The 14,368-nt window shown below is 72.5% G+C and carries 12 protein-coding genes; 3 read left to right on the top strand and 9 right to left on the bottom strand.

Annotated elements, in window-relative coordinates; genetic code table 11:
* Nucleotides 1-257 precede the first annotated feature (257 nt).
* A complete protein-coding gene (locus ACZ7OY_RS38505; protein WP_472250227.1) occupies nucleotides 258-1,247 on the top strand; it encodes a TauD/TfdA dioxygenase family protein in 990 nt (329 codons plus the stop codon).
* A gap of 45 nt (nucleotides 1,248-1,292) precedes the next feature.
* Here ACZ7OY_RS38505 and ACZ7OY_RS38510 read toward each other — a convergent pair whose 3' ends face one another.
* Complete coding sequence (locus ACZ7OY_RS38510; RefSeq protein ID WP_472250228.1) at nucleotides 1,293-2,795, bottom strand: metallophosphoesterase family protein; 1,503 nt, start codon at nucleotides 2,793-2,795, stop codon at nucleotides 1,293-1,295.
* A 334-nt stretch (nucleotides 2,796-3,129) separates the two neighbouring features.
* Between ACZ7OY_RS38510 and ACZ7OY_RS38515 the strand changes: the two genes are divergently transcribed.
* On the top strand, nucleotides 3,130-5,526 hold the full coding sequence (locus ACZ7OY_RS38515) for a M4 family metallopeptidase (protein ID WP_472250229.1): 2,397 nt from the start codon (nucleotides 3,130-3,132) through the stop codon (nucleotides 5,524-5,526).
* Between the two features lie 95 nt (nucleotides 5,527-5,621).
* Here the strand turns inward: ACZ7OY_RS38515 and ACZ7OY_RS38520 are convergent, their stop codons facing one another.
* Both ACZ7OY_RS38520 and ACZ7OY_RS38525 read right to left on the bottom strand, forming a co-directional pair.
* On the bottom strand, nucleotides 5,622-6,377 hold the full coding sequence (locus ACZ7OY_RS38520) for a dienelactone hydrolase family protein (protein ID WP_472250230.1): 756 nt from the start codon (nucleotides 6,375-6,377) through the stop codon (nucleotides 5,622-5,624).
* 157 nt (nucleotides 6,378-6,534) lie between these two features.
* On the bottom strand, nucleotides 6,535-7,155 hold the full coding sequence (locus tag ACZ7OY_RS38525; RefSeq protein WP_472250231.1) for an L-threonylcarbamoyladenylate synthase: 621 nt from the start codon (nucleotides 7,153-7,155) through the stop codon (nucleotides 6,535-6,537).
* 162 nt (nucleotides 7,156-7,317) lie between these two features.
* On the opposite strand from ACZ7OY_RS38525, the gene ACZ7OY_RS38530 reads away from it, so the two are divergent.
* A complete protein-coding gene (locus tag ACZ7OY_RS38530; protein WP_472250232.1) occupies nucleotides 7,318-8,862 on the top strand; it encodes a helix-turn-helix domain-containing protein in 1,545 nt (514 codons plus the stop codon).
* A 136-nt stretch (nucleotides 8,863-8,998) separates the two neighbouring features.
* Here the strand turns inward: ACZ7OY_RS38530 and ACZ7OY_RS38535 are convergent, their stop codons facing one another.
* The 6 genes from ACZ7OY_RS38535 to ACZ7OY_RS38560 are packed head-to-tail and all read right to left on the bottom strand — an operon-like array spanning nucleotide 8,999 to nucleotide 14,356.
* The gene (locus ACZ7OY_RS38535; protein ID WP_472250233.1) at nucleotides 8,999-10,258 is read right to left on the bottom strand and encodes a cytochrome P450 family protein; all 1,260 of its coding nucleotides are present in this window, start codon (nucleotides 10,256-10,258) and stop codon (nucleotides 8,999-9,001) included.
* Nucleotides 10,255-11,493 carry a cytochrome P450 family protein gene (locus ACZ7OY_RS38540; RefSeq protein ID WP_472250234.1) on the bottom strand — a complete coding sequence of 413 codons (1,239 nt, stop codon included), beginning with the start codon at nucleotides 11,491-11,493 and terminating at the stop codon, nucleotides 10,255-10,257. Before ACZ7OY_RS38540 ends, ACZ7OY_RS38535 begins: the two co-directional genes overlap by 4 nt.
* Entirely contained in the window at nucleotides 11,490-12,095 is a 606-nt protein-coding gene (locus ACZ7OY_RS38545; RefSeq protein WP_152893752.1) for a GTP-binding protein, read from the bottom strand. Before ACZ7OY_RS38545 ends, ACZ7OY_RS38540 begins: the two co-directional genes overlap by 4 nt.
* Nucleotides 12,070-12,429, bottom strand: coding sequence for a DUF742 domain-containing protein (locus tag ACZ7OY_RS38550; RefSeq protein WP_472250235.1), 360 nt, complete (start codon nucleotides 12,427-12,429; stop codon nucleotides 12,070-12,072). The genes ACZ7OY_RS38545 and ACZ7OY_RS38550 overlap by 26 nt, the downstream gene beginning before the upstream one ends.
* Nucleotides 12,426-12,848: a roadblock/LC7 domain-containing protein gene (locus ACZ7OY_RS38555; RefSeq protein WP_472250236.1), complete on the bottom strand. Its 423-nt coding sequence runs from the start codon at nucleotides 12,846-12,848 to the stop codon at nucleotides 12,426-12,428. The genes ACZ7OY_RS38550 and ACZ7OY_RS38555 overlap by 4 nt, the downstream gene beginning before the upstream one ends.
* Nucleotides 12,845-14,356 (bottom strand): ATP-binding protein, encoded by a 1,512-nt coding sequence (locus ACZ7OY_RS38560; RefSeq protein WP_472250237.1) that lies wholly within the window; start codon nucleotides 14,354-14,356, stop codon nucleotides 12,845-12,847. The genes ACZ7OY_RS38555 and ACZ7OY_RS38560 overlap by 4 nt, the downstream gene beginning before the upstream one ends.
* Nucleotides 14,357-14,368 lie beyond the last annotated feature (12 nt).

Below are 14,368 nucleotides of genomic sequence, written 5' to 3' on the forward strand. Positions count from 1 at the left end.
GGCGAGCGGCGGGGTGCCGCTGTGAACATAGAGGCACCGAAGCCGGGCCGGGGTCGCATTCCGCATATCTGCATGTCTGCGGCCCTTGCGGGCGTCGGAACTCCTCGTGGACCTCGCGATGCCCGCCCGGCCGCCGCCGCGGGCGGTTCCTGACAGCTGCCGTCCGGGCCGGGTGAGACGGAATGACCGACCGGGCAGACGGGGGAGAAGCCCGATGGACGCAACGGGGATGATGTCGCCGAACCAGCGGAGTGCGCATGACGAGGGACAGCCGGACGACGGGCAGCCGTACGACGGAAGAGCCGACGCGGGGTGCCGGAGTGGAGGTGAGACCGGTCGCCGGGCACATCGGGGCCGAGATCGAGGGCGTCGACCTGGCCGAGGGCCTCGACGACGCCCAGGTGGCCGCGGTCCGGGCGGCCCTGCTGCGCTGGAAGGTGGTGTTCTTCCGGGGACAGCGGCTCGACCACGCCGGGCACCTGGCGTTCGCGCGCCGGTTCGGCGAGCCGGTCGCGCCGAACCGGCGGGGCGGCGCCTCGCCCGCGGGCTTCCCCCTGATCGAGACCACCGCCGACCGGCTGGAGCTGGGCGGACGCTTCGGGATGGAGCACGAGGAGTGGCTGGAGCGCCGCCGGCACACCCTGCTGCGCGGCTGGCACTGCGACCACGGTGCCCGGGTCGACCCGCCGGCCGCGACGATCCTGCGCGCCGAGACCGTCCCGCCCTACGGCGGCGACACCACCTGGTCCAACCTGGCGGCCGCCTACGCCGGACTGTCCGCGCCGGTGCGGGCGTTCGTCGACGGCCTGCGGGCCGAGCACCGGCTCGGCGTCGGCTACCGGCCGCGCCCCGGCGAGGACGCATACGTACGCCACCTGCTGGACCACCAGGTCGCGTCCGAGCACCCGCTGGTGCGGGTCCACCCGGAGACCGGGGAGCGGGTGCTGTACGTCAACGGGTACTACCTGGACCAGATCACCGACGTGTCCCGCGCGGAGAGCCGGGCGCTGCTGGACATGCTGCTGGAGCAGGCGGTCCGCCCCGAGTACACCGTCCGCTTCCGCTGGGAGCCGGGCAGCGTCGCCTTCTGGGACAACCGCGCCACCATCCACCTGGCGCCCACCGACAACGCCCACCTCGGCTTCCCCCGCACCATGCACCGGGTGATGCTCGCCGGTGACGTGCCGGTCGGCACCGACGGCAGACCGTCGCGGCCGCTCGTCGGCACCGAGGCGGGGCGCTGGTGAACCGACGGCCCGCGAGCCGCCGTACGGCTCGCGGCGCCGCCGGAGTCAGCGCAACGGGATGACGACGTCGTCCTCGACCGGCGGGTCGAGCTCCTGGGCGCGGTTGCCGGTGGCCGCGAAGCAGCGCAGCCGGACCGTGTCCGGGGTGACGTCCACGCGGAGGAAGCTCTTGAAGAACGGCGGGCTGTACGTGGCCGAGCCGGGTGAGAACAGCTGGGTGTAGATCTTCCGCACCGGCAGCCGGAAACGGGGCTTCCGGCCGGGGCGGCCGCCCGCGCCCAGCAGCCGGGCGACCAGCCGGACGCGCCGGGTGACCCGGACGGCCTGCCCCGGGGCACGGGTCGGGGTGATGCCCAGGCGCTCGGCCATGACGGCGGTCGCCTCGTCCTCGGTGAGGGTGAAGAAGCGGCGCAGACGCAGCCGGCGGCCGTACAGGCGGCTGTAGAAGGCGAGGGAGTCGCCGCGCAGCGGGTAGCAGCGGAAGTCGTGCTCGTCGACGTTCGCGACCCGGACGCGGGGGATGGTGTGCGTGGCGTGCATGAACGCCCCGCCGCCGCCCGAGACCACGTACTGCACGGTCCGGCCGTCCACGTCCACCGGATAGCGCTGGTAGTTGTGGATGTCGCCGCCGATCGCGGCCACGTAGTGGTGGGCGGGGTCGCGGACCACGTCGTCGACCGTGCCGCCGCTCTCGACCGGGCAGGGGTGGTGCTCTCCGTCCACGTACAGGGGCGATCCGGTGACGAGGATCTTGGGGCGGGGACCCTGGGACACCTCGCGCAGCCACGCGCCCTGCTCGGCGTCGATCGTGCCCAGCAGACCGGTGTCGATGCCGACGATCCTGACGGGTCCGGCGTCGATCGCCCAGTAGGGGCCGGGCTGGACCGCCTGTTGACCGGCCGAGGAGCGCAACTTCCGTGCCTGGTCGAGATGTTGTCCGTCGCCGGGGCGCGACCGGTGCCACAGCAGATGCCGCAGCCAGGCCCGGGTGAGCGGGCGGGGCGCGGGCTCGGCGGGCAACGGCGGTACGTCGCCGCAGAAGACGCGCATGAACGCGCCTAGGTCCTCGTACCAGTCGTGGTTGCCCGGTATCGCGTAGACGGGTGCCGGGTAGTCCCGGTAGGGCCGGAAGAACTTGCCCTCGTAGTCGTCGGCGCTGCCCACGGGGTAGATCACGTCACTGGCCACGACGGCGAACCGGGTGTCCTGAGCGACCTTCAGAAAGCCCGGTACGACGGCGTACTGGGGTTCGTCGCCCTCTCCGGGGTCGCCGATCACCATGAAGGAGAACCGGTCCGGGTCGTCACGCCGGACGATCCTGTCGGCGGGCGCCCCGGCCGCCGCGGCCTGTTCCGCCCAGCGGGTGCGGGTGCGGCCGGTCGGATCGCCGAACCAGGAGGCCAGCACGCCGTTGCGGGCGGCCCACAGCGTTCTGGGGTTCAGCCACGACAACTTCTCGACCTCGGCCGGCATCAGCCGTCCGTACGTGCCGAGTTCGGCGGTGCCCCAGCCCGCGCCTGCGGCCGTGTCGCGTGAGGAGTCAGACATCCGGGCACCGTAGCAACGCGCCCGGGACGCATCCCCGGCGGCCCTGGCGGGGGGAGCCGGATTCGTGCGCGGAGCCGGTGCGATCGGGGCGGATCGGCCGGCTGGTCCGGTGCGTACGGGCAGGCGTCGCGCACAGAGGGATAACCCTCGATTGCCCTTTGCGTAGCTGACATGGCTTGGTCAAGCCTGTCATTCTCGCCGGTATCGCTGCACAGAGCAGTCACAGTTCCCTGCGCAGCAACGGCCCCGCACAACTCGGCTCGTCCCGGACAGCACACCCGTCTGCCCGGTCTGTCACCGGTCGCACCCCACGGCCGCAGCAGTAGGAGAACGAGTGAGACGCAACCCCCGCAAGCGGACCGCGGTAGGAATAGCCCTGCTCTCCACCGCCGCCTTCCTCGCCGTCGGCATCCAGTCCGTACCGGCGTCGGCGCAGTCCGCTTCCCCCCACCCCAGCCCCCTGCGCACCGGGGGCCTCACGGCCGATCTCACCCCGGCCCAGCACACGGCGCTGATCAAGAGCGCCGCCTCGAAGACCACCCAGACCGCCCAGAGCCTCGGCCTGGGCGCGAAGGAGAAGCTCGTCGTCAAGGACGTCGTCAAGGACAACGACGGTACCGTCCACACGCGTTACGAGCGCACCTACGACGGCCTGCCGGTCCTCGGCGGCGACCTCGTGGTGCACACCCCGCCCGCCTCGCAGGCCACCGGCACGGTGAGCACGACCTTCAACAACAAGAACGCCGTGAAGGTGTCCTCCACCACCCCGGCCCTCACCAAGGCGGCGGCCGAGACCAAGGCCCTGACGGCGGCCCGGAGCCTCGACGCCCAGCAGCCCGCGGCCGACAGCGCCCGCAAGGTGATCTGGGCCGCCGGCGGCACCCCGAAGCTCGCCTGGGAGACGGTCGTCTCCGGCTTCCAGGACGACGGCACGCCGAGCCGGCTGCACGTCGTCACCGACGCCACCACCGGCGCGGAGCTCGGCAGCTTCCAGGACATCAAGACCGGTACCGGCAACACCCAGTACAGCGGCACGGTCACCCTGAACACCACGCTGTCGGGATCGACGTACCAGCTGACGGACTCGACCCGCGGCAGCCACAAGACGTACTCGCTGAACAACGGCACGTCCGGCACCGGCACGCTGATGACCGACGCCGACGACGTGTGGGGCACCGGCTCGGGTTCCAACACCCAGACCGCCGGCGCCGACGCCGCCTACGGCGCCCAGATGACCTGGGACTTCTACAAGAACACCTTCGGGCGCAGCGGCATCAAGAACAACGGTGTCGCCGCCTACTCGCGCGTCCACTACAGCACGGCGTACGTCAACGCCTTCTGGGACGACAGCTGCTTCTGCATGACCTACGGCGACGGCACCAGCAGCACCCACGCGCTGACCTCGCTCGACGTCGCGGGCCACGAGATGAGCCACGGCGTCACCTCCAACACCGCGGGCCTGAACTACACCGGTGAGTCCGGCGGCCTGAACGAGGCCACCTCCGACATCTTCGGCACCGGCGTGGAGTTCTACGCCAACAACTCGACCGACGTGGGCGACTACCTCATCGGCGAGAAGATCAACATCAACGGCGACGGCACCCCGCTGCGCTACATGGACAAGCCGTCCAAGGACGGGTCGTCCGCCGACTCCTGGTACTCCGGCGTCGGCAACCTGGACGTCCACTACTCCTCGGGCCCGGCGAACCACATGTTCTACCTGCTCTCCGAGGGCAGCGGCACCAAGACCATCAACGGTGTCACGTACAACAGCTCGACCTCCGACGGTGTCGCCGTCGCGGGCATCGGCCGCGCCGCCGCCCTGCAGATCTGGTACAAGGCGCTGACGACGTACATGACGTCCAGCACCAACTACGCCGCCGCCCGCACCGCCGCGCTGAACGCCGCGACCGCGCTGTACGGCGCGAGCTCCACCCAGTACGCGGGTGTGGCCAACGCGTTCGCCGGTATCAACGTCGGCAGCCACGTCACCCCGCCGACCAGCGGTGTGACCGTCACCAACCCGGGCAGCCAGTCCTCCACCGTCGGTACCGCGGTGAGCCTGCAGATCTCGGCCAGCAGCACCAACAGCGGCTCGCTCACGTACTCCGCGAGCGGCCTGCCCACCGGCCTGTCGATCAACAGCTCCACCGGCGCGATCACCGGTACCCCGACCACGGCCGGGACGTACAGCACCACGGTGACCGTCACGGACAGCACCGGAGCGACCGGCACCGCGTCCTTCACCTGGACCGTCAGCTCCGGCGGTGGCGGCACCTGCACCTCGACGCAGCTGCTCGGCAACCCGGGCTTCGAGTCCGGCGCCACCACCTGGACCGCGAGCAGCGGAGTCATCACCACCGACTCCGGTGAGGCGGCCCACGGCGGCTCGTACAAGGCCTGGCTGGACGGCTACGGCTCCACCCACACCGACACGCTCTCGCAGTCGGTGACCGTCCCCAGCGGCTGCAAGGCCTCGTTCACCTTCTGGCTGCACATCGACACCGCGGAGACCACCACCAGCACGGCGTACGACAAGCTGACGGTCACCGCCGGATCCACCACGCTGGCGACGTACTCCAACCTCAACAAGGCCACGGGGTACACCCAGAAGACCTTCGACCTGTCCTCGTTCGCCGGCTCCACCGTGAGCATCAAGTTCAGCGGTGTCGAGGACTCCTCCCTCCAGACCAGCTTCGTCGTCGACGACACCGCCGTCACGACCAGCTGACCCTCCACCGCACGAACGACATCCCGCACGCGGGCTCCCTCCGCGTGCGGGATGTCCTTGTTCGCCGGGCGGGCCCCCCGGGGGCCGGCGCCGGATCAGAAGGTGCGCTCCAGCAGGTCCAGCAGCGCCGCCCAGTGCCGCTCGTCGCCCTCCTTCTGGTACGTGGCGGTGTCGGCCTGCGTGTACCCGTGCGGGGCGCCGGGGTAGACCTCGCAGCGGTGCCGGACACCGGCGGCCGTCAGAGCCTGCTCGAACCGCTCGATCTGCTCCTCGGGCAGCGACGGATCGTCGTCGGCGTGGCCGAAGTACAGCTCGGCGGTGATGCGTTCGGCGGCCAGGTGAGGGCTGTCGGGCGCGTCCGTGGCCAGTCGCCCCCCGTGGAAGCCGGCCACGGCCGCGACCCGCTCCGGGTAGGCGCCGGCCGTGTGCAGCGCCAGCCGGGCGCCCATGCAGTATCCGGTGATCGCCACCGGTCCGTCGGCCACCAGCGGGCTGTCGGCCAGCCACCGAAGCCAGGCGCCGGCGTCGCGCACGGAGAGCTCCGGCGTCAGCGCCTGCATGACCGGGACGATCTGGCCCCAGATCTCGGGACGCGCCTCCGGGTCGATGAACTCGGGCAGGTCGAAGACGGGGGTGCGGCCGCTGCGGTAGAACACGTTGGGCACCAGCACCGTGTAACCGGCCGAGGCCAGCCGGTCGGCCATGGACCGCAGGTGCGGGCGCAGCCCGAAGGCGTCCTGGTAGAGCAGGACTCCCGGGCGGGGGAGCCCGTCCGCCGGACGGGCCAGGTAGGCGTCGGCGGTGCCGTCCTCGGTGGGGATGTCCACGGCTGTTCCCTGTACGGCGGTCATGGGTCTGCCTCTCTGCGCGGTCGGCGGCGAGCAACTGGGCGGCCCGGTGCCCCCGGGCCGTGATCATGCTCTCACGCACGGTCCGCCCTGCCGTGAACTGACCATGGAAACAGCCCACTTGGGAAACCGGCCGCAGCCGCGGGCGCGCCGGGCGGGCTCACTCGAACCGGGTGACGTCACCGGCCCCGTACCGTACGATCTCCGCCTCGCCGCCGGAGAAGTCGACGACCGTCGTCGGCTCGGTGCCGCAGTCCCCGGAGTCCACCACGCCGTCCAGGACATGGTCCAGCCGGTCCTTGATCTCCCAGCCCTGGGTCATCGGCTCGTCCTCGCCCGGCAGCAGCAGCGTGCTGGACAGCAGCGGCTCGCCGAGCTCGGCGAGCAGGGCGTGGGTGACCGTATGGTCGGGGATGCGTACGCCGACGGTCTTCTTCTTCGGGTGCTGCAACATGCGCGGCACCTCCTTCGTCGCCGGCAGGATGAACGTGTACTTGCCCGGGGTCGATGCCTTGATCGCCCGGAACACGTCGTTGTCCACCCGCACGAACTGGCCGAGCTGCGCGAAGTCCTGGCAGACGAGGGTGAAGTGGTGCCGGTCGTCCAGGCCGCGGATGGACCGGATCCGGTCGATGCCGTCGCGGCTGCCCAGCCGGCAGCCGAGCGCGTAGCAGGAGTCGGTCGGGTATGCGATCAGCGCGCCCGCACGGATGCTCTCGGCGACCTGGGAGACGGTGCGCGGCTGCGGGTTGTCGGGGTGTACGTCGTAGTACTTCGCCATTGCACGAGCTTATGCCGAGCGGGGCGGGCCGCCGCGCAGGCGGAACCGGGCCGGGCCGCGACGACGGGGCCGTGCCCGCGGCCCTGTCAGCGCCGCCCGGTCGTGAGGTAACGTCGCCGACCAGGAAAGCTGAGGTCAGCGGCGGTGAGGAGGGTGGACGGCATGACGGAGGGCGACACCTCGACATGGGCGCAGGAGCTTCTCGAGCTGCTGCGTCCCGCAGGACGTGACGTCCGCAGGGTCGTCGACTGGCTCGCCGCCACGGTGGACGCGAACGTGTCCCTGCGGGACGACACCGGCACCCTGCTCGCCGGGCCCGCCACCCTCCCCGACCGGCCCCTCCCCGACGGTTCCCGTTCCGAGGAGTCGCTCCCCGACGAGTCCCTGGCCGCCGACGTCGTCACCGGCCGTATCGCCTCCGCGGCCTGGCAGGGCCGGGGGCGCCATCTGCGGCTGGTCAGGATCGAACTCCAGCGCAGGTCCTCGGCCGCCCTGCTGACGGTGGACCGCGCCGCCCCCTTCGACCGGCGCGCCTCCGAGATCGTCACCCACACCGCCGCCGTGCTCGAAGTGCTGCTGCGGGCCCGCCGGACCACCACGACCGTACGCCGGCTCCAGCGCGCAGCCGCCGATCTGCGGCTGGCCATCCTGCAACTGCTCATGGTGGAGGACACCGTCTCGGCGCGCCGGGTCGCCGCGGGCCTGTGGCCCGGCCTGCTCGACACCGACACGGCCGGCGTCTACGTCCTCGAGGGTCGCACCGAGGAGCGCGACGAACTCGCCGAACGGTGTGTGGAGGCGACCGGCGAACAGGCCCTGGTCGTGCGCTGCCCCGCCATGGACGCCCACGTCATCGTCGTCACGCCCCGCGAGGCCACCGGCGAGGACCTGCGCGCGCTGATCGCCGTCCGTGCCGACACCTACCTCGGCGGCAGCACCCGGCAGAACCTCGCGTGCACCGCCACCGCCTACGGACAGGCGGTCAGCGCGCTAGCCGTCGCCCGCTTCCGCACGGACCGCACCGCGGTGTACGCCGAGCGCACCCATCCCGGACGGCTGATGGACCCGGCCGCGCTGCGGGCCTGGACCTCGGCCCTGCTGCGTCCGCTGGACACGCTCGCGCACCACACCAGCGCCGAACTGCTCGCCACCACCCGGCTGGGGCTGGAGTTCACGGCCGTCAACGCGGCCAAGATCCTCGGCGTCAGCCGCAACACCGTCCGCGCCCGGATGGAGCGCGTGGAGTCCCTGCTGGCCACGGACTTCTCCGCGCTCACCGTCCGGGCCGCCGTCCATCTGGCGCTGAACACCCAGGTCGGCCTCCCGGCGGACGGGACCGCCGCGCGGCCGGCCCCCGCCCGCCTGGACGACCTGCTCACCGGGCCCGCGCTGCGCACCTGGGCCCAGGACCTGCTGGGCCGTCTGGACACCGACGCCCGCGACCTGCGCGGCAGCCTGCGCGCCTGGCTCGCCGCGGGCGGCAACGCGGAACGGGCCGCACAGCAGATCGGCGTCCACGCCCAGACCGTACGGGAGCACGTCCGCAGCGCCGAGCCGGTACTCGAACGCCGACTGCTGACCGCGGGCAGCGATCTGTACGAGGTCGTCCTGGCCCATCTGGTCACCGAGGAACTCGACCGGCCCGCCCTCGACCCGCGGCCTCGTCAGGAGGAAACGGGCCATCCGGACTCACTTGTGCACAGGTGAGTGCCCGGGGCCGCCCACCGGGCACGTCCGCGATTCACAACCGGTACGTCATCCACATAGGTTCTGGGAGCCGCCGGGGCACGACCGGAACGGGGGACCGGTCGCGGCCCCGGCGCATGAGCCGTGCCCTGGCTTTTCAGCGACTTGATCCGCCGGACAGGCCCTGGCCGTGCAGCCGGACCGGGATCTCCTGCCAGCCGAGGGCGATGAACGACGGCACCTGGCGCAGCTCCCCGGTGCCGACGGCGAGCGCGAGGTCCGGGAAGCGGTCGAACAGCGCGGGCAGCGCGGTCAGAGCCTCCATCCGGGCCAGCGGCGCGCCGATGCACCGGTGCACGCCGATACCGAACGCCAGATGGTCGTCGGCCCCGCGCGCGGCGTCGAAGGTGTCCGCGTCGGGCCCGTAGTGCGCGGGGTCCAGACCCGCGGCCGCGTACGTGGTGATGATCGCGTCGCCGGCCGGGATCGTCACGTCGCCGACCTTCAGGTCCTCGACGGCGAACCGCAGCGGCAGCGAGGCGATCGAGGGGTGCACCCGCAGCGTCTCGTCCACCACCGCGTCCCAGCCGGTCTCGCCCGCCCGCACCGCCGCGAGCTGCCGGGGGTCCTTCAGCAGGGCGACGACCGCGTTGCCGATGAGGTTCACGGTGGTCTCGAAGCCCGCCCCGATCACCAGCAGCAGGGTGTAGAGCAGTTCCTCGCCGGAGAGCCGGTCGCCGTCCTCGTCCCGCACCCGGATCAGCTCGGTCGTCAGGTCGTCGCCGGGGTGCTCGCTGCGGTGGGCGATGAGCGAGCCCAGGACCGTACCGATCTGCTCCTGCACGAAGGCGGCGTGCTCCGGAGTGGGGTCGGAGGTGTCCATGATGGCCGCGATGAGCCGGGCGGTGGCGTCCCGCAACTCCTCGGGAACACCGAACAGTTCGCAGATGATGCGCAGCGGCAGCGGGTGCGCGAACCCCTCCTTCACATCGACGGGCCCGCCGTCCTGGCCGGCCTCGGCCAGCGCGTCGAGGAGTTCCGCCGTGACCGCCTCGACCAGGGGACGCAGCGCCTCGGTGCGCCGGTGGGTGAAGCTCGGCGCCACCAGCCTGCGCAGCCGGGTGTGGTCGCCGCCGTAGGTGGAGAGCATGTTGACCACGCCCACCCAGCCCAGGATCCAGCCCCAGGCGGGGTGCTCGCCGACCTCGGGCCACAGCCGCCAGTGCAGCCGCGGGTCCTTGCTGACCCGAGGGTCGAGGATCAGCTCCTTGAGGGTGTCGTAGCCGGTCGGCGCCCAGGCGGGGATGCCACCGGGCAGCTCCACCGGCACGATCGGGCCGAGCGCGCGCAGCCGCGCGCTCTCGGCCGGGATGTCGCTGCCGAACGGGTCGAGGGCGACGCGGTCGGTGACGCTCATGAGGGGTCTCCTGGCTGGTCGGGGGAGCGGGGGCTGAAACGGACGGGCAGCGCGGTCAGTGAGCGGTGGAAGGGACCGGGCCGCCAGCTCAGGCGCTCGCGGGCGAGCACGGGTTCCACGTCGGGCAGCCACTGGGTGAGCCGCTCGATCGCCTCGGTCACGATGAGCAGCGTGTGCTGCCGTACCGGGCAGGTGTGCGGTCCGGCGCCCCAGGAGAGATGGGAGGCGTCGTTCGGGCGGCGCCCGGGGGCCACCTCGCGCTCGGCGAAGCGGCCGAGCGCCCCGTAGGAGACGACCACCGGCACCGCGGACCGGATCCACGCCCCGTGGAACGACAGCGGCTCGACCGCGTAGTAGATGCCGTAGTTGGCCAGGGGCGTCTCATGGTGGAGCACCTCGAGGACCGCGTCCGTCACCGGCCGGGCCCCGCTGGTGAGGGTGGAGTAGTAGGCGGGGTTGCCGAGGATCCTGGACAGCGCGTTGGACAGCAGGTTCGCGGTCGGCTCGAAGCCGGCGCCGAGGGTGAGGAACACCTGCCAGGTGACCTCCTCCGCGGTCAGCCCGGCCGGATGGTCCAGCAGCCGGCTGGGCAGGTCGTCGCCGCGCCGCTCGGCCTTGGCCGCGATGAGCTGCAGCACGTACTGCGCGAACTCGGCCTCCCCCTCGACCGCCTGGGCGCCGCCCTCCATCATCTTGCCCAGACCCCGGTTCAGCCGGTCGCCCTGGCTGTCCGGCAGACCGAACAGGTTGTTGAAGATCAGTGCCATCAGCGGCCGCGAGAAGTCCGCCACCAGATCGGCCCGGCCGTCCGGTCCGAACCGGCTCACCAGCACGTGCACCGCGCGGTGCACCCGGGAGCGCAGGTCGTGCGGTTCGACGTCGTCGAAGACGTCGATGAGCGTGGTGCGGTAGCGGACATGGTCGGCGCCGTCGGCGAACAGCGCGTTGGGCCGCCACCGCATCATGCCGAGCACGGGCGAGTCGTCCGGGACCGTGTTCTCCCACGGCCGGGGATCGTGCGAGAAGGCGGCGGTGTCGCGCAGCACCTCCAGCGCGGCCTGCCGCTCGGTGACGATGTACGCCGGTACGCCCGGCGCGAGTTCGCCCCAGCCGACCGGTCCCTGGGCGCGCAGTGCGGCGTAGTAGCGGTCGGGATCACGGGCGAAACCGTCCTCCCACAGCCGTACGGGCGCGGAGCGGGAGAAGGCCTCTTGGGCGGGGGGCGGGGTGGTCACCGGTTCTCCGGGGGGTCGCGGTCGATCAGGTGCTCGACCAGGGCGAGCAGTGCGTCGAGGGAGGAGTTCGCGTCCCGCGCGTCGCACGTCACCATCGGGGTGCCCGGCTCCAGGTCCAGGGCGGCGCGCAGCTGTTCGGGGGTGTGGTGGCGCGGGGCGTCGGGAAAGGCGTTGAAGGCGACCGCGTACGGGAGCCCGGTCTCCTCCACCAGCCCCAGCACGTCGAACGACGCGTCGATCCGCCGGCTGTCGACCAGCACCAGGGCGCCCAGCGCCCCGTACGCGATGTCGTCCCACAGCGAGCGGAACCGCTCCTGCCCGGGCGTGCCGAACAGGTACAGCACGACCCCGCCCGGCAGGCTGATCCGGCCGAAGTCGATGGCGACGGTGGTGGTCGCCTTCTCCCGTACCCCGTCGAGGTCGTCCACCTGCTCGGACGCCTGGGTGAGGTGCTCCTCGGTGTGCAGCGGCCGGATCTCCGACACCGAGTCGATGAGGGTCGTCTTGCCCACCCCGAAGGGACCCGCGACCAGGATCTTCACCAGGTCGCGGGCCGTGTCGGGCAGGTGGATGCCACTAGTGCTTGAGGGCGCGGAGGCCATCGGCCACTCTCTTCAGCAGGTCGGGTTCGAACCGGTCGGCGGTCGGGATCGGCGCACGGGCGAGCACCAGGCCCCGGTCGAGGAGTGCGGCTGTGAGCACCCGCACCGCGGAGACCGGCAGCCGCAGCAGCGCGGCCGCCTCCACCACCGTCAGCGATCCGTCCTCCAGGACGTCCAGCAGGGCTAGTTGAGCTGCCGTCAGATCCGCGGGCGCGGGCTCTCCGCTGCCGGTGAGCACCGACAGCCGCTCCAGATGGGGTCGGCTGGGCCGCGCCACTCCGCCGGTCGAGAGGTACGCGGGAACCAGGGGACGGCCGCCTGGGCGGCCGGTCATGTCGGCGCGCCGCCGTCGGTCCCCCGGGGCGCGGCGGCCATCGTCTTCTCGCCCAGCCGGGCCACCTGGGAGTGGACCCGGTGGCCGAGCAGGTCGAGCCGGGCCTCCGGGTCGCCGTACGCGGCCACACAGGTGCCGTGGTCCGTGGGCACGATCAGTACGTAGCCGTGGTCGGACTCGATGACGACCTGGCGCACCTCGGCCCGCTCCCGGTCGGCGAACGCCGCCGCGGCGGTCCGGCAGGCCCCCTGCACGGTGCTGGTGATGGCGGCCACCCGCTCCGCCGACGGCCGGGACAGCGCGTCGGTGTATCCCTTGACGAGTCCGTCCCTGGTCAGCAGCACGGCGGCCACCACGTGCGGTACCTGCAGGATCGGCTCCAGGACCCATGCCATGTCACCCGTGTCGCGGCTGGTCATCGGGCCGTTCCTCCTTCGTGGTCGGTCTGTTCGGTGTCGTCGGCCGCGTCCGGCGCGGACGGGCGCGCGGCGACGGGTTCGGATACGGGTCCGGGTACGGAGTCCGGGGCGGGGCCGGGGTCCGGGCCGAGGTCCGGAGTGGATCCGGAACGTGCCGCGGCGGTGGCCGACTGGAGCGCGCCGAGCGCCGCTGCGGCCTCCTCGGGGCGGCGGGCCGGGCGGGGCGCGGTGGCCTCGGCGGCGGCGCTCACCCGCGGCCGGCGGCGGCGTTGCGGCAGTCCGCCGGTGTCCCGGGGGCCGTCCGGGGCCTCGTCGTGCTCCGGGGTGTGGTGTCCGGCGCCGGACGTCGGGGCGTCGTCGTCCGGTTCGGTCCCGTAGGTGTGGGCCGGGGCGGGGGTGGCCGGTGCGGCGGCAGCCGGGTCCGGCCGCTGCGGGACGTGTGTGGAGCGCGGGGCGCTGGCCGCCGGCGGCCGTTCGGCCGGGTCGATGCGGCTGAGCAGGTGGCTGTCGACCCGCAGCACCGCGCGCACGCCGCCGTAGGGGGAGGGCGAGGAGACGTCCACGGTCAGGTCGAACTGCCGGGTCAGCTGCCCGATCGCGGCCAGTCCCATGCGGGGCGGGTCGCCGAGGTCGGTCAGCAGGATCGGCTCGCGGCCGCCCACCAGCCGCTGGGCACGGGCGCGTTCGTCCTCGGTCATGCCCAGACCCGCGTCGTCGACCGTGACGCACACTCCGTGGTGGACGTGCTCCAGGTTCACCACGACGTCGGTGTCCGGCGCCGAGTGCCGCAGCGCGTTGTCGAGCAGTTCGGCCACGATGATGGCGGCGGGCTCGACCGCGTGCGAGACCAGCGCGGTGCCGGGCCGGAGATGGTTGTGGACCTTGACCCGGTGGTAGCCGGGCACCCGTGCCTGGCCACCGGTGACCGCGTCGACCAGGTGCGACTCCTCGCGCGCCAGCCCGACCCAGGCCCCGCACACCACCGCGGCGACCTGCGCCCGGCGCAGCGACTGCTCGTTCTCGTGGTCCAGCTGGAACAGGGTCAGCGTCAGCTCGGGGTCGTCGTAACGCTGTTGCAGTGCGCGCAAGGCGTCCTGGAGCCGGTACAGGGCGGCCTGGATCTCCCGGGTGGCACCGCGCATACCGGCCTGTGCGGCCGCGTCGATCCGGGTGCGCTGCGCGGCCAGTTCGGTGCGCAGCCCGTCCAGGACGCCCTCCAGCGCGATGCCCAGCGGGGTTCCTGCGGTCTGCGTCCGAAGCGGGCCCGGGACCGTGATGTGCCGGTGGGCGGGCTGCCGGGCGGCGGCGGGCAGGCGCCGGGTCGCGAGGTGCTCGACCTCGGCGGTGAACGCGCGCGAACGACCGTCCAGCTGGGTGCGCAGGGAGGTTATCTCCAGGCGCTGTCGGTGCTGTTGGCGCCGCGACCGCAGCAACAGGCCGCCCAGGGCGAGCGCGGACAGGGTGCCTGCGGTCAGTCCGCCGGTCACGAGGTCCGGTAATTCGATCATCGAATCGGTTCC

The organism is Streptomyces sp. NPDC107559 (assembly GCF_055657365.1).

Excerpts from the sequence above, each read along its gene's own strand:
- ACZ7OY_RS38520 (WP_472250230.1), bottom strand. The coding sequence starts at position 6,377 with ATGACCGCCGTACAGGGAACAGCCGTGGACATCCCCACCGAGGACGGC.
- ACZ7OY_RS38555 (WP_472250236.1), bottom strand. The coding sequence starts at position 12,848 with ATGACCAGCCGCGACACGGGTGACATGGCATGGGTCCTGGAGCCGATC.
- ACZ7OY_RS38535 (WP_472250233.1), bottom strand. The coding sequence starts at position 10,258 with ATGAGCGTCACCGACCGCGTCGCCCTCGACCCGTTCGGCAGCGACATC.
- ACZ7OY_RS38560 (WP_472250237.1), bottom strand. The coding sequence starts at position 14,356 with ATGATCGAATTACCGGACCTCGTGACCGGCGGACTGACCGCAGGCACC.
- ACZ7OY_RS38545 (WP_152893752.1), bottom strand. The coding sequence starts at position 12,095 with ATGGCCTCCGCGCCCTCAAGCACTAGTGGCATCCACCTGCCCGACACG.
- ACZ7OY_RS38505 (WP_472250227.1), top strand. The coding sequence starts at position 258 with ATGACGAGGGACAGCCGGACGACGGGCAGCCGTACGACGGAAGAGCCG.
- ACZ7OY_RS38510 (WP_472250228.1), bottom strand. The coding sequence starts at position 2,795 with ATGTCTGACTCCTCACGCGACACGGCCGCAGGCGCGGGCTGGGGCACC.
- ACZ7OY_RS38525 (WP_472250231.1), bottom strand. The coding sequence starts at position 7,155 with ATGGCGAAGTACTACGACGTACACCCCGACAACCCGCAGCCGCGCACC.
- ACZ7OY_RS38550 (WP_472250235.1), bottom strand. The coding sequence starts at position 12,429 with ATGACCGGCCGCCCAGGCGGCCGTCCCCTGGTTCCCGCGTACCTCTCG.
- ACZ7OY_RS38530 (WP_472250232.1), top strand. The coding sequence starts at position 7,318 with ATGACGGAGGGCGACACCTCGACATGGGCGCAGGAGCTTCTCGAGCTG.